Here is an 18,600-nt window from a genome sequence, read left to right on the forward strand (position 1 = left end):
ATTTATTGTTTTTCACGTTTCTCGGGCGACAAAAAAATCATCACTAATATCAAAGTCATCTTCCATTGGACTTCGAGGTTCTGCATCTGCTTCCACTTTCTCCCTTTCACTTTCGACTTCTACCTTCGGCGCCAACACAGTGCCTAGATTAAATCCCTGCTGTCTCACCATTAATCCAAATTCCATCAGGGTCATCATCTCGCGGGTCAGTGCCTTTGGCCCAAACTGATCTAAATGAGCGAAAATTAGCGGGTGAGTATCATCGGCAATCCGAATGTGTCTCTCGATTGTTTTGGGCATCCCTCACCTCAGACTGCTTTTAACTTTTGATAATCACCTCGCGCTATGGCTCCACGAATGAATTGCTCGCCTGCGGTTTGCAAGCCACGGGCAACAGCTGTCAGAGAGTCATCAACGACTTCGATTTTGTGGAAAGGGAATGCGCGCTGAATCGAAGGCAGGTATACCGCTGCGGCACCACCGGAGACAATAATCAGGTCAATGTCCTGACCATCACCCACTTTATTGACGACACTTGTTAATGCTTCGTCAGTAACAGACCGAATCGCGCTGGTCACATCAAACAGATCGCACTTAGGGAATTTCATCGCTTTACCGTACAGCTTAAGCTCACCACTGATAAAGGCTTGGTCGATCAACTCTGGGTTAATCTGTTTGATGTTGAAACCTTCGAGTTGCGAGCGCAGCGCGACTTCGACTGCACCAATCACTTTGGACATCCCAGTTTCAGAATCACCAGAACGATTTGGACTGACCTTCAATCCTTTCGACGTAATGAAGTCGGTGGTCATATAACCTGGGTCAATGGATAGCATGGTTTTATCTTTGCACTGGGCAAAGCGTTCATTTCCGCCTTGGCGCAAAAATGACATCAACGCACCAAGCGGTTGTTCAAAAACCAAGACCTGACGAATGGTGACCTTGCGACTTGGGGTGATTTGGTGAGTGCCGGTATAAATCTTGGCGAGTTCATCTTTCCTGAACATGACACTCACTGGCAGACCAAGCACTAACACATCTATATCGATGTGATTTGATTTGCCTAAAAATGACAGGGCGCCAAACAATAACGCTTTATAGCGGTCACTCGTGATAAACGATTCGGTGTTGAGAACGCGAACATTTCGCGAACCGACCGAGGTCCCTACGTCCGAACCAACCTCATAGGTGATTCCATCGACTTCCACGGTTGTTACATCGCGCTCCTCGCCTGCTAAACCCAGATTAATATCCGATTTAATCGGAATAGGCAGGGACGGGAACGTCTTCACTGAGTAATTGCCTAGCGATTCCTTGTGTACACAAGTCGTTGTGCCATAGCCAACATCGACTGTGATGATGACGGGATTATTCATAAATACCAACTCCACACCAAATGACCCCCAATCTGGGGTTTTAAGAGACTTCCAAAACCTTTCCAGCTTGCTCTGGAAGATTATTCTTACCATTCCAATACCAATCTGGGATCTACATAATACACAATATATTTAGCTCGTGTATTATTTATTTTGTGTGTATATTATGCACTTTGTTATCCACAACATGTCGCTAGTGAATTAATCAAAACATGAAATGGCTAACGAACTGAAGTGCAACTAAGTCTGGCTTAGTAGCGAAATTCCTACTCTGGATTCTTCGAAATTAAGCAGTTTTAACGGCTTCCAAAATCAGCAAATCAACGCTCTGAATGCACAAGTTGGCTCACGAACTGGGGGAAAACCTGAAGTGGCCAACAGAATCGCAGACGTGAGAAAGGATTTCTCAGGGGGCTTGCCCGTGAATCGGTGTGTATATCACGCGAAAAGCATGAGTTGGACAACGAACTGAAAATCATCAAAGGATGGCTAACACAGGAGGCACCTGGGATTTTATCCCAAACTCAGCTCGCAGAATAACGGACGGTGACAGACACGAGTTCGCCAACGAACTGAATTTCTGCATGAGTTGTCCCCGTAGGCCGAAAACGGATTACTGAAGACGAACAAACAGTAGGTAAATGAATGAATGACTACTCAGGTACTTCGGGTAGCTCTGAGAACGGGAAGCCCGTACCCGCATTAGGGTTCCAGTTGGCGAATACCATCAGAAGCCTAGAAGGGTTGATTGAAGCCGCTCAGTTTCAGGCAAAGGTCATAGTCGATGATTACTGGCTGAAATGGAGATCTTCAAACCGTCAGTTGCGCAGTGATGACGGTGGGAAGTTTAGTGGCGGTGAGATGGCACCCAGGGTCGTTGTAAAAAACGAAAAGGTGTATTTGGTCTGGACGAGGTATCGACCAGGGCGAGTTGGAAACATCAGCAAGTCTTGGGGCGATGACGTTAAACCGACCCAGCGCGGATACACCTTAGACCAGTTAACCCGCAAATCCCCAGAGTGGGAGGCACGAATGATTGAAGACACAGAGAATCGATTGGCTCCGTTGAGAGAAACCCTTGAGTGTCTACATGAAGCAAAAATCAAACTACGTCGCATAGAGCGAAAACAATCCTAGGAGGATTATATGAGTCAGACCAACGAGAACCCACAAGTTTCATCAAAGCGCACTCAGAAACCATCTGCAGTGCGTCAAGTTCAGCAGCGTAAATTCATTCTGAAGGAAATGGATTTCAAGAGTAGCGCCATCCAGCAGCTGTTTAGCAATGATGCTCGTCAGCAGAATATCAAATACAGCATCGCCCGTATCGCTGGTCTATTTGTGTTGACGTCTAACAACAAAGAAATCCGTGACCGTTTAGATGCGTGGTTTGCAGCTGAGCAAGAAGAAGCTGTTCGTCGCAGCACCCTTCTCAACACAATCCACAACAATGAGTTGTCTACCTCGCTTGGCAACAATGCCGATTTAGACGTGGTGACACCAGAATCGTTCAGCGTGACATTTCAAATCGAGCACCCAATCTACTGGCGTGTAATCGACGTAATTTCCCAGATTGATGAATCTATCGCAGCTATTGAAAACCTCTGGTTAGCTGGCGTGATTTCTGAGTCAGTCAGCAACAATAGTCGCGGTATAACGATGAACACCATGACTCGTTTCTTTGGTCGCATGAGAACTGTAGCTACAGATTCAGCTGACCGTAAGGGCGGAATTTATTCGTTAGACGCTTACAACAAAATCATGCAAACCATCACCCGCAACAATCCAGATGACCGGTCAGCCAATGACGACTCAGGCGCTGAAGAAATTGAGCAGGATTCCGGCAAACTGGTAGTGAACGCATAATGAAGAAAATAGCCAAGCTAGTTAGTTTGGCTGTTCGATCCTTCTTACTGGATGGCAAAGCCCCAGATAAGAATGCGGTACGGATGGCTGTTGGTGGGGTTGAGACTAAAGCGGTCAGCGAAGAGTTGGTAGAGACTTTCTACCCTCCCGTAGCTGACGGTGTAGCTGTAGCGAATCAAGCGAGAATCATTAAATCCAATAATGACCTAATTGATATGTCGATTCGTGAACTGGGTTTGACTGATATTCATCGTGACACGTTCAATCCTGCCAACCTATCTGAATACAACCAAGTCTATAACGCACAGACATTGGTTAGGGATGTGGTAGCGAATTTCCTTTCTTACGCTCACCTACTCCCAGCCTCAGAAAACCATCATCACGCGGCTGTTGGTGGTTTAGCGCGTCACAGTCTAGAGGTGGCTCTGTTCTCCCTGCGTCACATGGCGTCGGTTGATATTAAAGAGACCAAATTTACCGACGAGTTGCACGGTAAGAAAATCCGCTGGCAATATGCGGCGTGGGTAATTGGGTTAGTGCATGACATCGGTAAAGCTCTACATGACATGACCGTGCAGGCCGATGATTCAGTCTGGAACCCACAACTCGAAAATATCTATGATTGGTCAGGGCGCAACCAAGTATCCCGTTATCAAGTGACGTGGAACTATGCAGACCGTCACGGCAAGCACATTGGGCTTGCATCATCCATGCTTAACACTGTACTGACCAAGGCAGCGAAGCAGTATCTATTTGGCACTCAAGATGACCTTCAGGTCGCCATCTATGAAACCTTGTCCGGCAGTATCGAAGTTAATAACTCACTTAGAGACAGTCTTAAAAAAGGCGAAGCACGTTCCGTCCACAAAGACATGATGTGGCAATGGGACAGATTAACCGGTGCTCGCAAGATGCCACTGGAAGCGGCGTTTATTAAGCGCTTACAAATGATGCGTCGCGGCTGGAAGGTTAACGAAGAGAAAGCCGACATTTGGTGCCTGGGCGCCGAAGATGTGTACGTGTCTTACCCAGCAAGTTTCAACAAAGTGATGTCATCGCTCAAGGAAGATGGCTTTAACGTCCCAATGCAAGTCGGAAAAATGCTTGAGATGCTGGTAGAGCGTCAGTTATTTGAGCCGCTGTTTGAGGATTACACCAGTGGCCACTTGCACCCAGTTACGAATCCAGAGTGGACGGCAGGGCCAATCAAAGTTGTTAAGCCAAAATGGGCAGGCATCGTCTATGGCGAGGAGATTCCGCAACGCGGCATTCATGGGAAAATCTCATTAACCCGTGACGATTCACTGTTAATCCATTACGCCGATACTGGGCTAATCACCCTGACAGATACCCGTGAGCCAGACCCGCAAACTCCGGCTAACAACACGGCTGCACCAACCCAACCAGCTCCTGCGTCAACCCCTGCTCCTGCGGTAACACCGGCACAGCAGAATGGGTCGCAAACAAATCAAAGTAAGGCTCAGACAAAGAAACCGAAGAAGCAAGCAGCTCCGGCGAACACCAACACTCCGGCACCAGCACCAACGCCGAGTAAGCCTGCGCCAAAGAAACCGCAAGCTGAATCTAAGGAAGAGCCAGAGCAATCCAATACCAGCGCTCCAGCACCAGACACCAAGGGTATCGTGTTTAAGAACATGAATGACACTCCGGTAGTTAGTGAATCAGTGGAAGCGGCAGTAGAGATAAATGAGCCAGTAGCCCAAGAAATGCCAGCAGAAGTATCGAAGGACAAGACCTGTATTGATCTGATAATCGAATACCTGCTAACGGCTAACAACACACTACATCGAGCAAAGCTGGATGGTGACGTGCTGACATTGAATACCAGCCTATTCGAAGAAATTGACCAGCAAATGAGAGGGCTTGGTTTTGACGAGGGTGCCGTGCTGAAGGATTTGATGGATAACAAGTTACTTATTCCAGACCCTAAAGCGCCGCGTAAAGTTATTCATGTCGTTAACAAACAAAAGTTCTACCAGCTGAAGCTAGCCGACGTTCTTGCCAAGCCAGTGGGTGACATGCTGACCGAGCTTCAAGCTAAGGCCGATGAACGCAAAGCCAAAAAGCAAAAGAATAAAGCCCTAACCACCGAGGTCATTACAGAGCCGAATAACCTGCCCAAGCAGGAGTCTTCTATCAATGATGTGATTGATGGCCCGATGACAGAAGTCCCGGAGCAAGAATTATCTCCGTTAATGCCTAACGAAGTATCACCAGAATCAAGCGGTCAGTTTGATTTAGCCCCGTCGTTCATTGATGACGCGGTAGATAGCCTAATGGCAGAAGTCCCAGAGCAAGATTTATCTTCGTTAATGACTGACGAACTTCCACCGTTGTCCGAGTACACGGGGGAGATGTCTTTGGCCACGCCGGAGAATGAGCTGCCATGGTTTACGCCGGAAGATCTATCGATGTTAACGACTGACATGGAACCTACCGTCCCCGTCGCTGAAGCGGCCATTGAAACTGCCGTTGAGCCCGCCACCACGTCTGCGAGCTTTACCCCTCCTGCCGAGCAGGTATCGACACTTTCACAGCTAAAAGTCGCCACGGGTAACAAGTCTCCGAAGGAAAAGAGCAAGTACCCGCCTGAGTTGCAAGTGTTCATTGGTTGGGCGATGGCTCGCGCAGGCAAGTCCGGTATAGACCTCCGCCCTGGGGTGATCCGAATCCAAAGTTTCGCGTTAACCACTTACGAGCAAGAAGTAGGGTTAGCAAAAAAAGAGGCGACTAGCCTCAAGCGCACAGCAGGCGACAACGCCTCAATTGCGACAGACAGTAACCAAGTTGCATGGATGGTATTTGAGACAGTGGGAATAGAGCATGAGTAAAAGCATCGAGACTAACGGCTTATTCATGGAGAACATGTATAGGCCGATTTATGAAATCCAATCCAGTTATGCTTGGGCTGGAGCCTCCTTGTTCACGGCAGGCTCGTGGGTATACCACGGGGTAAGTGGACACGATGTATCGATGGTCGCAGTTTCGGTTATTGCGGCCACAGCGGGTATGTCGGTTAAGCGCTTAAAAGAAGCCTTACCGCAAATACGTCGCCAGATTAAGTTGGTATATAACTATCAATACCTCATTGAATCTAGCGCTTTGTGGGATCTGAGCAAAACCCAGAGGGATAAGGCCTTCTTTGGTCGCGGCTTTGAGTGGACGATCACCGAAGCAAACCGAGCTTATCAGCTGGTGGGTAAACGCCCAGAACACGCTAAGGGTTTCTTGCCTTGGGCAGTGCGTAGAGCCCTGAAGAAAGTCGAAGCAGATACCGAGAAATTAGAAGGTCGGCCGTGGATTCAGGGGTGTGGTGACGAGCAGGATTTGTGGCTGGATGCTTCGCTATTCTGGTCTCATAGTTTCTACACCGGATTACCTGGTGCCGGGAAAACAACGATGTTAACGCTTAACAGTGTTGGCGCCCTTTACCGTGGTAACTCTGTATTAGTGTTAGACCCTAAGAACGATCCAAACTGGAAGAACAGATTACGCGCAGAAGCGAAGCGTTTAGGCGTCCCGTTTTATTACTTCAACATTGCTGAGCCAAGTCAATCAGTGCGAATTGACCCACTGGTGAACTTCACAGTGACAACAGAGATTGCATCGCGCTTAGCGAACGTCTTAGAAAAAGGCTCAGGAAGCTCTGAGGGTTTTCGCTCCTATGCCTGGGACTCATTCTACGTCACGGCTGAAGCATTACGTTTTATCGGTAAGCGACCATCAATCAAGATGGTCGCTGATTACATGCTAAACCGCAAAAGCGAATTGGCCCTAGCAGCCTTAAGCAAGATTATGACTATGCATTACGGGCCCGATTGGTACGCGAACATGGCGACCCAAATTGCCGAGGAAGGCCGCGGCAATTTGCTACAGGGTTTAATCATGCGCTACCAACAGGTGTTAATCCCTGACGACAAAGGTGAAGACGCGGTATCGAGTTTTATTGGTTTCTTAACGCACGACCAATCTCACCAAAGCAAGATGTTAGCGACCACCAAGCCGATGTTAACCCAGTTAACCGCTGCGCCGCTGGACAAGATGTTAAGCCCTGATCCGAATGATACGGATGACGAGCGCCCTATTATCGACATCAAGAAATTCATTGATACGGGCGGCGTGTTGTACATCGCCACCGATTCATCGGGTAACCCTGCAATTTCAGCAGCTGTATCGAAACTCATTATGGAAGATACCTGCGCGGCAGCTGCGTCACGTTACAACTACGAAGGCGGTAAAGGGGTACGTGTGTCGGTGTTTGGTGACGAAATCCACTCTGCACTCTCCGACGGCCTAATTAACTTAGCCGCGATGGGTCGTGGTGCAGGCTTTGAATTGCACCTATCTACTCAGGGTGTTCCCGATTTGATTGATAAAGCCGGTGATGCAGTAGCGAGCCGTGTTTTGTCGTTAACCGCTAACTGGTTCTGTCTGCGAGCTCGAGATGATATCACCAGGGAGCGATTTGCGGCGCTACTCCCGGAGTATCCAATTAAGTCAAAGCAATGGCAGTTAAGCTCTAACACCGATTCTACCAGTAAGCTCCACAATTACTCGGGCTCGGTGGGTGAGCGGATTATGGAAGCTGACAAGCCAGCGTACCCTCTTTCATTGATGTCGGAATTACCTAAGTTGCAGTACGTCGCACGTCTGGCCAACGGTAAGACCTATCAATGTCGTATTCCGATTTTACTGTAGTGAGTGTTGATTATGGACGGCGTAGTTGAGAGTAAGACCCTGCACGGCAGGTTAATTTTGGCGGTTGGAGCGTTAATCAGTATTTACGTACTGATTTTCATGCAGCCCCAAGAGCATAACGAAATGTTACGGAAGGAAATCTCAAATATAGAAAAGGCCATTAGCACGGAGGCAACTATGGTTGTGGTGTTTAGGGCGAAAGGCTGGTACGAGGCGACGATGGTGAAATCAGGTTTAGCCGCGTTCATTGACCAGTATCATCAGGACACTGGTTTAAAAGGGGATCAACTATGGCGTACCCCTCTTACACGGATTTCTCAAAACATCAAGACCATTTGGTATCAGTGCTTACTGAGACTATCCTTGCTGATTTTCTGGTTTTGGATGGCCATTGGGTTGATTGCCGCATCAGCTGTGGACGGATTAATGCAACGTAAAATTAAGCAACATGAATTTACCGCACCATCAACTGGCTATTTCAGACTGGCTCTTTGGTCAGGAATATTGGTGGTAATTCTGTTAGAGCTTTACTGCGTTACGCCTGCATTTATCTCCAATGAGCTGTTCCCGCTTTTCCCGCTTTTTGCAGCGGTGATTATCGGCTGGTTACTCAAAACTACGTTGGCTAACAGCGCGAAGAACATGTAATCACCTCTCCGTGTGCTATCTTTGATATAGATAGCGCTCACAATATAAATAACGTGTTGACAGTAACACGCAAACAGTTAAAATTTGACCGTCACATTTAACGGAGATCCACAATGAACCAAAGCGCTAAAACCGAAAAGAAAGGACTAATCCAGCAGTTTAAAGAAGCCCCTGTTGCCGTAAGAGCGTTCTTCGCCCTAATCGTTGTCGCGGTAGCTTGCTCATTGCTGTTTGCTGGAGAAGCAAGTGCGGTATCAGCATCTGGCGCGACCCTACACACTTTCTTCGACCAAATGTGGGACGAGGTAAAGGGTTTAATGACGGGTGCGCCGGCTAAGGCAATCATGGGTTTGTCGATTTTAGGCACTATCGCATTCTCAATGATTAAACCAAACCTAATTGGTTTCTTAGCTTCTGTTGTCGTAATTCTGGTACTGGCTAACGCGCCTACAACTATCGACGGCAGCTTAACTGTAACCGTAGAAGCGCTGAAAGCTGGCCTAGTTCACTAATAGCGACAATTTTTGCTGTATCAAGGAAGGGTGCAATCTTATATGCACCCTTTTTTTTCAAGGGGTGAGACATGAGTGAAGCGAGATTTCCTAAGCGTTGTAACGGCGCTATCAAAGTTGGAACTATCCATTGGGACTCAATCAAGCTGGCGGTGATTGTGATGGTTTTTAGTCTTGCATCAGGTCACATCAACTTAGGCATTATCGCGGCAATTAGCAGCATGGCCGTAGTAGAAACACTGTTTAAAAAGTTTGGACGTGGCGTATTAAAGCATCTGTTATGGGTAAACGGTTTGTGGATTTCCAAAGGGCCGGAAACCCTCATGTCACCAGCCATTCGTCGATTAATTAAGTAAGAGGTCAACATGCTTTGGAAATCGAAGATTAAAGAGAGTTACGACAATCTCAATATCTCTAACAAAAACATAGGTCGTTCTAATCTGGCACTAAGCATTAGCGTGGTGCTTTTGCTGTTCATGGTGATGACCAAGCAGACCGAAGTCATTGTCATGCCAAACGACTTTAAAGAGCCGATTGTCATGAACGGCAATAGCGTGACTCAAGAATTCAAAATCCAATGGGGCCTGATGATTGCAACCATCATCGGCAATATCACCCCCAAGAATGCTAAGTTCGTTATCGACAGGGTGACCAAGATGATCCCGTTAGAACTTAACCCAGATGAAGCGGAAGCGACGATGGCCGCAGCTATCGAAGAAATGGCGCTCAGGGGTGTTAGTCAGAAGTTCGTCCCGTCTGACGCGATTTATTCATCTGTCACAGATTACGTATGGGTTGTGGGTGAACAAACCACAACCTCATTAAAAACAGGCGCAGCTGATACTACTGCGTACACCTTTGAATTAAAAATCGGGATCCGAAACGGCAATCCCATGATTCTGGATATTCAACAATATCCAGCTGCTGTTAACCCTGCTCAACGTGAGCGTGAAATTCTCCAAGGCAAAAACGCAACAACTGCCTTGGATAAAGACAGTGTGATTAAAATCGAGTCACGGTGAGACCTATGAATAAAAGACCCCTTTCAACTGCAATCCTTCTGACATTAATGATCACTCCTGCTTTTGCTGCTGACGATGACATTTATTCGTTACCGACTGAATCAGTGAATCCGCAACGAGTACCTGTTTTGGGTACTGATTTCAATCAAGCAGAAGAAAAGCTACAGGCTGAATTAAACAGCCCTTATGCGAATCAACCTCTGGCCATCGATACGAACAAAGAAATTGGTACCCAAACTGCGTTAACGGTTTCGCCCAATGAACAAGTGCTCAATCAACATCCAGAGACCCAGCCGCCAGCACAGCAACCAATGCAACAGACAGAGCATCAACAAGTCCCCAATTACGGCGGCGCGAGCCTTGTTAATCCGACGGCGATCTCCCCTGCCAATGCCGGAGAAGTCATTAGCCGTCGTGATGACTCAATGGACTACTTACGCAAGCAGTACAAAAGCCATCAAGTGATTGCATTGAAAGCCGGTGGCACAACGACATTGCCAATTTCGCTGTCAACCACGAACCGAATCGCGACCTCGTTCAAAAACGCTAAAATAACCACGTCAGTACCGAGTGATGCAGCGCTGGTTTACGGTGAGCAAGGATTTGTGTACGTCACACCTGGCGTTAACGCTGGCGCGATTGACTTAATAGTTGAAGAAGATGGCGCACCTGAGACCGCAGTATCACTCTACTTGGTGCCATTAAACGTCCCACCAGTGCTCGTGGAGTTAACCGTTAGCTATAACGCGAGTCAACGTAATGCAGCTTTGCAAGCCGTGTCTATCTACAGCGAGAACGAAGCTAAGGAGCTGGAATCGGCAAAACAAGCAGAGCGTGAGCGTATTGCTAATAACCAGCCCGTCGCTGACAGCCATGTTGACGATGTAATGAAGTTACTGGAAATTGTGGCCAAAGCCGAAGTTCCGGCAGGTTACGAACTACTTGAAGGTGACACCATTCCGGCGGAAGTGCGTTACCCGTGCGATATTCGCCAAATGCTCCCGCTTTACCATGAAGTGAAACAACGCTTAATTGGCTCCAAATTGGTCGTTGACATCATGGAGGTCAGAAACGATGTCAATGGCTTACGTTCATTCCGCGACGAGTCCTGCATGGGGCCAGGTCGTGAAGATGTGATGGCCGTTGGTGTGTTAGATAAAGCGACATTAGGCCCAAGGGAAAGCACCGAAGTGTACATTCTGCGTGACCGCAGCTACTTCGAACGCCAAATGAAAGTTCCACGTCGTAGCCGTGTAGGAGGTTAACATGCAAGCGTTACAGGATTTAAAAAGCAAGTGGCTTGCGCTTCCATCGAACCAGCGCACTATCGCATTAATCGTGTTAATGGCATTGCCTGCCTATTTCTTGGCGGAAGCTATTTTCCCTTCGGCTCCAGACACCCCAGCCAGCTCAGCCCCCGTCAGGGCGAAGCCTACGTTTATGAGCACCATGGGCAGTGAGCGCTTGGAGTCCACTCAGACTTCAGGCCAACTCATAGCGATGCGAAAGAAAATTCAAGAGCGTGAAAAAGCGATTGATGCACAGTACACCGAGCAAAAAGCTAGTGAAAAGCGAATTCAGCAACAGGTCGATACCCTGCAAATGTCTCAGCTTGAATCACAAAAGCGCCTCGAGACCATCGCGCATCAAATGCAAATGCTGGTTGAACAACAAAGCAAAAATGCCGCAACAGCACGAGACAGTGTGAGCGCGAAAGGAGCTCGACCAGAAAATATCGCCCAGCAAGCACCTTCATTGCCAAGTACCGAGTTTAACCTAGACCCAATGGCAGGCCTTAAGTCGAATGTCGCCATGACCCCGCCAGTGTCAAAGCCTTTAACCATGAACCGTGGTGACGTAAGTTTAGGTAAGGCCGCTGCGACAGGTGCTGAAGCAAATGTTGGTAATGCGTCAACAGCCAAAACCCAAGTCGCAGCCAAAGCAAAACAAGCGATTTCTCAAGAGAACACAGGTTCTAGCAAGAAAACTGAAAAAGAGCCTGAGACATGGTTGTCAGCTGGCACAGTGATACCAACCGTCTTGCTTACGGGTCAACATGTACCTACCAGCTCATCGGCGCAATCAAACCCTGCTCCAGTTTTATTAAAAATCGTAGACGTTGGGGTGATGCCTAACGGTTTCACTATCGATCTAGTGGGTTGTACCGTGATTGGCGCGGCCCGTGGTAGTGCCAGTACCCGTCGTGTCGAAATCCGCGCTGAGAGTATCAGCTGTATCGACCAGAGAGGTCGTGCGATTGAGCAGCCGTTCATTGCCGCAGTGCAAGGCCAAGACGGTCATAGCGGTATCCCAGCCAAGTTAGTAACACTCTACGGTGAAGTGGTGAAGCAATCCTTCTGGGCAGGCATCTATGGCACTGGCGCCCAAACCCTCACACAAGCCGCGACCAATCGAGTGTCTGGTGATGTGGTTTATGACGGCACCTATTTCAAAAACACGGCGACCAGCTCACTTGCTGGTGGCTCAAGTACCGCATTCGACAAGATTGCTGACTTCTACCTGCAGTTAGCCGACGAAGCCAGACCGTATCTGGAAATGCACGGCGGTATTGAAGGTGTTGACCTCATTGTTCAACGCGGTGTTAGCCTCAAATATAAGGGTTAAGCAATGACAACCGAAAACGTAAATTCTGAAAAATTGGAACCGACTATCGGCGCTCTGGCTGAGCCAGAGCAAGCCGCTCCCGCTGAGGTTGCACAACCCGTCGCTGGGCCAACGCCAGCGACACCCGCGGCTCCGCAGGGCTTGTCCCCCGTCAAAATGATCATGGTGATGGCAGGCCTAGTGCTGCTATTTGGCGTGATGAAATTTGGCATGAGCTTCTTTGGCACGGGTGTAAGCGCCGAACAAACCAATACTCAATCCAAAATCGTAGTCGCAGATTTAGGTGAGATGTTTCAACAATGGTCAAAGGAATCGGTTAACCAAGCGGATTTAAGCTCGGCGGCTCAAGAGCTGGGACAGATCTACTTTGACATGGGATACCTCGTCATCGATAGCGGTATGACGCTGCGCATTCCTGAAGAGTTCAAAATGGACATCCCAAGAGCAGAGGTGTTGCTCCGCATTAAGCAAATTCGTAGCGAATACCAAGACGAAGGCAAAGTACCGCCATCGCCACAGCAGCTGCTTCAGATGGCCACGGAACTGACAGGGAATTAATTGTTTATGGCTGACATGGAAATCGCTCAAGCGTTGTTGGCAGCGAGTGAACAAAACCAGCTAGCCCAGATTATTGAGACTCACAATCTGGGTGAGCTCCCACACTCACTGCGATTAGCCATCAACATATTTGAGATTAACGCAGAGAATATCCAGCAACACCCCGAGGCAGCACAGTCCCTTCTGCGTTGCCCAATTCCAACGACATTTGGAGAGACTGAATCAATCAGGCGCACCATATTGTCACTGCTCACCCAAATGCACAGTTAGGCAGGATGTATGGCCAGTAAGAAAGCATCCAAAAAAATCACCGGCGATGACGAAAATGTTATGGGCTTACGCCAACAGCGTCCCATCCGTGTTCATTTACGTCGGCACTTTAGCGCGAGCAAATCAGAGTTAACTCGTGCCATTTAGCGGTCACAAGAGATCTATAAAATCGCGCTTTGCTTAGGGGCGCTTGACTGCCTTTATTGGCAGGCTATGGGCTTAGGGGAAATAAAACTGGCCAAGGGCATTAGCCGCTTACTGGCTAAATCCTATCAACATCACCCAATACGGGTTAGCTCAACACCTATTTGACGTTATCAGAAGGAAATCATGGACGTAGCAACATCTTTTATTCAACTCGACCAGCCTTTGTTTATGCCTGGGATGCCGGAAACCTCCAAGGCCTTATCGGTGTTGTGCGTTTATATAATAGTTTGATAATTCTTAATAATGTTTGATCATTTATATAATAGTTTGATATTTTTTGGCTCTTTTGGTGAATGTGCGGATTAAGAGTTAGCACATTTTTGCCCCAAAGCTTTTCAGGAGTAGCAAAGGACCTGATACCAACTGTGCACAGGTTGACCAAATTTTTGTAATGTATAAAGTTCCCACTATTACTGAATCACATCATTTTTCTAGTGCCATGAAATTAGATCGATTCCAAATATTTTTACGAATAACGCAAACAACCAAAAGCAAATTACGGTTATCGTGGCACTCACTAGTAACGATGGCCAGAAACCCAAACGTTGTAACAGTGATGGAAATATCAGGAACATAGGTAATGTAGGTATGACATACCAGAACGTGTACCAAGCATGGTTCGCTATTTTTTCCATTGGCTGTTTTTCAACATATAACCAAACCATGGCTAAAATGGTGACCAGCGGCAATGCCACGATCAGCGCTCCAAGTTTATCACTACGCTTTGCAAGCTCAGAAGCTGCAACAACGACTGCAGCGGTGATCATATACTTTGTTAGTAGCCAGCCCATTCCACCCTCACTATGAGTTATTAAAAACCGATTGCCTATCGGTTTTTGTTCTGCCACTATAGCGGTCATTATGGCAAGAGAAAAGTGTTATGCAGTTAGGTGAATTAGAAAAGCAGGTTTTGCAACATCTTTGGACTGAGTCTGAAGCGGATGCTAAGCAAGTACATGCGGTGCTTGGGTTGTCTCGAGAGAGTTCACTCAATACCATTCAGAGCACCTTAGATCGCTTGTTTAAAAAAGGATTACTGAGTCGAACTAAGCAGGGTCATGCCTACTTTTATCGAGCAAAAGTCGACAGAGAAGCCTTGATCGCCAAACTTATTACCAATGTTACTAGTGACTTTATCGAAGAGGGTGAGCACAGTCTGATCGCGGCCTTTAGTTCAGTATCCGCTAATCTGAATGATGCTCAGCTAGATATCTTGGAACATTTAATTGAAGAACAACGTCAACTTCGGAAAGGATAATTAGGCTTATGTTTGTTGGCGATTTAGCGATTACACTGAATTTACTGAGTGTTGCAGTGCTGGCATTTGCTATCAGTGTTGTGTTCATCTCGATCGCTCTACGATTCACTCTGCCTAGATTAGATTATCTCACTTTCAGGTTACGTAAAGTTATCCTATGGTCGTTAGTCACAGCGCCTTGGTGGATAGCCATTAATTGTGTTGTCTTTTTCTGGCCGAAGCAGCAAGATTTGTTTTCTGCAGCTTGGTTAAATGAATTTGTTCACTGGCACCATATTGATATTTTTAGCTTCGACAGTTGGCACGCAGTTACCTTGCTTTCGGCCTCGGGATTTTTGATTTGGTCGATGATAAAGACTGTTTATTCTCGCAAAAAACAATCATCAACAATGGCGTCTCTGCTTGGATTATCAGATGTTTACCCCCAAGAAGCCAACTCTCAGCATCGTTATTATTTATTACCTTTGGCAATACCTGCAGCTTTTACCACAGGGCTTATTTCTCCCAAAATCTATCTGACTACGGCACTACAAGAACGGGTTAATGAGCAGGAATTAGATATTATTATCCGGCATGAAATGGCGCATGTCGCTGCCAGAGATCCTCTGTTTAAAGTGATCTTCGCGACTTTTGCAGGCTTTTTTCCGCTCGGGATGAAACAACATTTGGTCAAGCAATTTACCTTGCTTACTGAACTGATGGCAGATCATGCAGTGACAAATGAACACGACCATCTTGACGTTGCTCAGGCTCTGGTTAACGTTGCCAGAATGCAACGAAGCGTAACGCTAGGTTGTGATGGGTTGCAAACGAGCTATTTCGGCAATGATCAAACCAGCGTGCGAGTGCAGCGCCTAATTTATCCTGTTTGTACATCTTCTCGATTGGCAATCGGTTTAGCTATTGTGTTGTTAGTCATAGCACCAGTATTAACCGCCTCCACGGTGGATAGCCTCCACCATATTATCGAAACTTTTTTCACCCATTAAGTAAGGATTGGGAATGAAAGCTATTCTTTGTAAACGCACAGCCAAAAAACCGATAGGCAATCGGTTTTCTGCTGCATTGATAGGAATGAGTATTATCCTATCGGCATCCGCAGCGACAGATGAAAGCCCGCAAAAAATCAGTTTATCTGATGCGGTTACCATGACTCTCACCCATCATCCTGATTTACAAGCTTTTGTATCGCAGCAGCGAGTCTGGGAGGGGCGTATTCAGCAAGCGAGTGTCGGTGAACGCCCAGAAATTGGGCTGATGATTGAGGATGCGTTAGGCACGGGGGAACACAGTGCATTGAAAAGTGTGCAATCTACGCTCACCTTCTCATGGTTGCTGCAACAGGACCTAATTGATAGTCGTGTTAACACGGTAAAAACGGAAGCCACTAAACTGGTCATAGAGAAGCAAATCAAGGCGCTCGATTTGTCTTCACAGGTGGCTAAGCACTTTATCGATATACTGGTTAAACAGGAGCATCTTAAGCTCAATGTGATGGCAAAAGCTCAGGCTGAGAACGTTGTTGATACGATTGCCAAGCGGGTGCAAGCAGGTAAAAGTTCGGCGGTTGAAATGCAGTTGGCAAAGGCTGAATTTATCCGCCGAGGACTGGCGGTCGAAGATATCGAACACGAGCTGAAAGCGAGCCAGTATCAACTAGCCTCCCTTTGGGGTAAGCCTAAAGCAGCATATTATTTCAACGGTGATCTGCTGGACATGCCAACAGTGCCGTCGGTTGACAGTCAGCTTACCCTGCTAAAGCAGAATCCGCGTTTTCAACAGTTTGCCAGTGCTCAGCGTATTGCTCAGTCACAAATGGAACTGGCACGAATTGAAGCCAAACCCCAGTGGCAATTTACCGCTGGGGTCCGTCGTTATGAGGCAAGCGATGACTTTGGTTTAGTGGCAGGCGTCTCTATCCCTTGGGGCACAAGTGACCGTAATGCAGGGACAATCGCAGCCCTCCACGCTCAGCAGGATGTGTTGGTCAACGAACAAAGCGCATTAATGCAAGCTCAAGATGCTCAACTCTATGTACTGCTACAGGAAATGGCACACTCTGCGCATGTGATAGATACAGTGCGCAACAGTATAGTGCCCACCCTCGAAAAAGCCCTGTCAGAGGCAAGCAATGCTTTTGATAAAGGTCAACTCAGTTACAACCAATACAATGATGTGTATCGGGAATTACTCAGTGCTCAATATCAGTTGCTGGATGCCTTTGAAAGCCTGCATTTGCAACACATCGAAATTCAACGCCTGACGGGTACGTCCATTTCTCAGTGAGATTACTTATGAAAAATAACCACATCCTTTCGTCACTGAGTTTGGCGATACTGCTCAGTATGGGTATGAACGCCTTCATCCCAACACCTGTAATGGCTTCCTCAGCCCCTGTTGCTGAGCAGGCTGAGCCAGAAAAAGGTCCGCATCGTGGACGTATGCTGCGTGAGGGGAATTTTGCTTTAGAGCTGTCCATTTTTGAAACGGGTGTCCCTCCAGAGTTTCGAGTGTGGTTGACCTATGAAGGGAAACCACTAGATCCCAAAACTGTTGATTTGAGCGTTAAATTGACTCGCTTAGGCAATGTCGTGGATGACATTCGCTTTAACGCGCAAGGGGATTTCCTCCGTGGTGATATGGAGATCTATGAACCCCATTCGTTTGTGGTCACGATTGAGGCTAAATACCAAGGTAAAACGTACCTTTGGCAGTATGACAACTTTGAAGGTCGCACCACGATAGAGCAAGCCGTCGCCACCGCGATGGATATTCAAACCGATATTGCAGGTCCAGCCACTTTGCACCAAACAATCCCTGCCTATGGCACATTGGCGCTACCGGTAGAGTCGCAGCGTGCCATCGCCGCTCGCTTTGAAGGAGAAATTACGCAGTTGTATGTTGGACTGGGTGACAGGGTAAAAAAAGGCCAACCCTTGTTAACCATAGAAAGTAACGAAAGTTTGAAGCCATATCAAATCAAAGCGCCATCCGATGGCGTAGTCACCCAGCAGTTCGCTAACAGTGGCGAGCAAACCCTTGGCCGTTCGTTGCTGACGCTCACCGATAACAGTCATTATATCGCTAAACTGGCGGTATACCCCATTGATTATCAAAAGGTTAGCATCGGTGCTGCCGTCACTTTGCAGATAGAGGGCTCGGATGAGACTTATCAAGGTACTGTTTCATTTATCGAGCCCCAAGTGCGTGATGATCAAGCCCGTATCGTGTGGGTAAAACTTGCTAATGAAAAGGGAGCGTTTACCTCCGGCAGTTTTGTTCACGCCAAGATTGAAGTGGCCACCATTGAGGTGTCTTTGGCGGTTAAACGAATTGGATTGCAAGGGTTTCGTGATTTCACCGTAGTGTTTGCCAAAGTCGGTGAGCAATATGAAGTGCGTATGCTGGAGCTAGGCCGTCAAGGCGGTGAATGGGTTGAGGTACTGGGCGGTTTGAAACCTGGCACTGAATACGTCACCGAAAATAGCTATATCTTAAAAGCCGACATTGAAAAGTCTGGCGCATCCCACGATCACTAG

The 18,600-nt window shown here is 47.4% G+C and carries 20 protein-coding genes; 17 read left to right on the top strand and 3 right to left on the bottom strand.

Features of this window, described 5'->3' with window-relative positions:
• Positions 1 to 12: 12 nt before the first annotated feature.
• Both L5M37_RS22415 and L5M37_RS22420 read right to left on the bottom strand, forming a co-directional pair.
• The gene (locus L5M37_RS22415) at positions 13 to 300 is read right to left on the bottom strand and encodes a hypothetical protein (protein WP_011711605.1); all 288 of its coding nucleotides are present in this window, start codon (positions 298 to 300) and stop codon (positions 13 to 15) included.
• An 8-nt stretch (positions 301 to 308) separates the two neighbouring features.
• Positions 309 to 1,376, bottom strand: a complete 1,068-nt coding sequence (locus L5M37_RS22420) for a hypothetical protein (RefSeq protein WP_140906551.1) — start codon at positions 1,374 to 1,376, stop codon at positions 309 to 311.
• Between the two features lie 645 nt (positions 1,377 to 2,021).
• Here L5M37_RS22420 and mobI point away from each other — a divergent pair.
• The 13 genes from mobI to L5M37_RS22485 all read left to right on the top strand — a co-directional run bounded on the left by mobI (position 2,022) and on the right by L5M37_RS22485 (position 13,743).
• Positions 2,022 to 2,513, top strand: coding sequence for a conjugative transfer protein MobI(A/C) (mobI, locus tag L5M37_RS22425; RefSeq protein ID WP_263149167.1), 492 nt, complete (start codon positions 2,022 to 2,024; stop codon positions 2,511 to 2,513).
• Between the two features lie 9 nt (positions 2,514 to 2,522).
• Positions 2,523 to 3,242, top strand: a complete 720-nt coding sequence (locus tag L5M37_RS22430; protein ID WP_263201860.1) for a hypothetical protein — start codon at positions 2,523 to 2,525, stop codon at positions 3,240 to 3,242.
• Positions 3,242 to 6,094: a MobH family relaxase gene (gene mobH / locus L5M37_RS22435; RefSeq protein WP_259560901.1), complete on the top strand. Its 2,853-nt coding sequence runs from the start codon at positions 3,242 to 3,244 to the stop codon at positions 6,092 to 6,094. Before L5M37_RS22430 ends, mobH begins: the two co-directional genes overlap by 1 nt.
• Complete coding sequence (gene traD, locus L5M37_RS22440) at positions 6,087 to 7,961, top strand: conjugative transfer system coupling protein TraD (RefSeq protein WP_140906554.1); 1,875 nt, start codon at positions 6,087 to 6,089, stop codon at positions 7,959 to 7,961. Before mobH ends, traD begins: the two co-directional genes overlap by 8 nt.
• Before the next feature lie 12 nt (positions 7,962 to 7,973).
• The gene (locus tag L5M37_RS22445; protein WP_259216138.1) at positions 7,974 to 8,609 is read left to right on the top strand and encodes a DUF4400 domain-containing protein; all 636 of its coding nucleotides are present in this window, start codon (positions 7,974 to 7,976) and stop codon (positions 8,607 to 8,609) included.
• Positions 8,610 to 8,722: 113 nt separating this feature from the next.
• Positions 8,723 to 9,121: a hypothetical protein gene (locus L5M37_RS22450; RefSeq protein WP_205403074.1), complete on the top strand. Its 399-nt coding sequence runs from the start codon at positions 8,723 to 8,725 to the stop codon at positions 9,119 to 9,121.
• A gap of 71 nt (positions 9,122 to 9,192) precedes the next feature.
• The gene (locus L5M37_RS22455; protein WP_140906556.1) at positions 9,193 to 9,477 is read left to right on the top strand and encodes a hypothetical protein; all 285 of its coding nucleotides are present in this window, start codon (positions 9,193 to 9,195) and stop codon (positions 9,475 to 9,477) included.
• 9 nt (positions 9,478 to 9,486) lie between these two features.
• Positions 9,487 to 10,143 (top strand): TraE/TraK family type IV conjugative transfer system protein, encoded by a 657-nt coding sequence (locus tag L5M37_RS22460; RefSeq protein WP_140906557.1) that lies wholly within the window; start codon positions 9,487 to 9,489, stop codon positions 10,141 to 10,143.
• Between the two features lie 5 nt (positions 10,144 to 10,148).
• Positions 10,149 to 11,408: a type-F conjugative transfer system secretin TraK gene (locus tag L5M37_RS22465; protein ID WP_259216137.1), complete on the top strand. Its 1,260-nt coding sequence runs from the start codon at positions 10,149 to 10,151 to the stop codon at positions 11,406 to 11,408.
• 1 nt (position 11,409) lies between these two features.
• Positions 11,410 to 12,768, top strand: coding sequence for a TraB/VirB10 family protein (locus L5M37_RS22470; protein WP_259216136.1), 1,359 nt, complete (start codon positions 11,410 to 11,412; stop codon positions 12,766 to 12,768).
• Positions 12,769 to 12,771: 3 nt separating this feature from the next.
• A complete protein-coding gene (locus L5M37_RS22475; protein WP_263177140.1) occupies positions 12,772 to 13,326 on the top strand; it encodes a hypothetical protein in 555 nt (184 codons plus the stop codon).
• Positions 13,327 to 13,332: 6 nt separating this feature from the next.
• Positions 13,333 to 13,596 (top strand): hypothetical protein, encoded by a 264-nt coding sequence (locus tag L5M37_RS22480; protein ID WP_259483858.1) that lies wholly within the window; start codon positions 13,333 to 13,335, stop codon positions 13,594 to 13,596.
• Between the two features lie 9 nt (positions 13,597 to 13,605).
• A complete protein-coding gene (locus L5M37_RS22485; protein WP_263170212.1) occupies positions 13,606 to 13,743 on the top strand; it encodes a hypothetical protein in 138 nt (45 codons plus the stop codon).
• A gap of 491 nt (positions 13,744 to 14,234) precedes the next feature.
• Here L5M37_RS22485 and L5M37_RS22490 read toward each other — a convergent pair whose 3' ends face one another.
• Complete coding sequence (locus L5M37_RS22490) at positions 14,235 to 14,594, bottom strand: DUF3147 family protein (RefSeq protein WP_011787741.1); 360 nt, start codon at positions 14,592 to 14,594, stop codon at positions 14,235 to 14,237.
• Positions 14,595 to 14,683: 89 nt separating this feature from the next.
• Between L5M37_RS22490 and L5M37_RS22495 the strand changes: the two genes are divergently transcribed.
• The 4 genes from L5M37_RS22495 to L5M37_RS22510 all read left to right on the top strand — a co-directional run bounded on the left by L5M37_RS22495 (position 14,684) and on the right by L5M37_RS22510 (position 18,600).
• Positions 14,684 to 15,061, top strand: a complete 378-nt coding sequence (locus L5M37_RS22495; protein ID WP_014609901.1) for a BlaI/MecI/CopY family transcriptional regulator — start codon at positions 14,684 to 14,686, stop codon at positions 15,059 to 15,061.
• A gap of 230 nt (positions 15,062 to 15,291) precedes the next feature.
• Positions 15,292 to 16,050 carry a M56 family metallopeptidase gene (locus L5M37_RS22500; protein ID WP_263177138.1) on the top strand — a complete coding sequence of 253 codons (759 nt, stop codon included), beginning with the start codon at positions 15,292 to 15,294 and terminating at the stop codon, positions 16,048 to 16,050.
• Between the two features lie 13 nt (positions 16,051 to 16,063).
• The gene (locus L5M37_RS22505) at positions 16,064 to 17,347 is read left to right on the top strand and encodes a TolC family protein (protein ID WP_014609899.1); all 1,284 of its coding nucleotides are present in this window, start codon (positions 16,064 to 16,066) and stop codon (positions 17,345 to 17,347) included.
• Between the two features lie 8 nt (positions 17,348 to 17,355).
• Complete coding sequence (locus L5M37_RS22510; protein ID WP_014609898.1) at positions 17,356 to 18,600, top strand: efflux RND transporter periplasmic adaptor subunit; 1,245 nt, start codon at positions 17,356 to 17,358, stop codon at positions 18,598 to 18,600.

The sequence above is a fragment of the Shewanella sp. SM69 genome (assembly GCF_025653985.1).
Lineage (GTDB): Bacteria > Pseudomonadota > Gammaproteobacteria > Enterobacterales > Shewanellaceae > Shewanella > Shewanella oncorhynchi.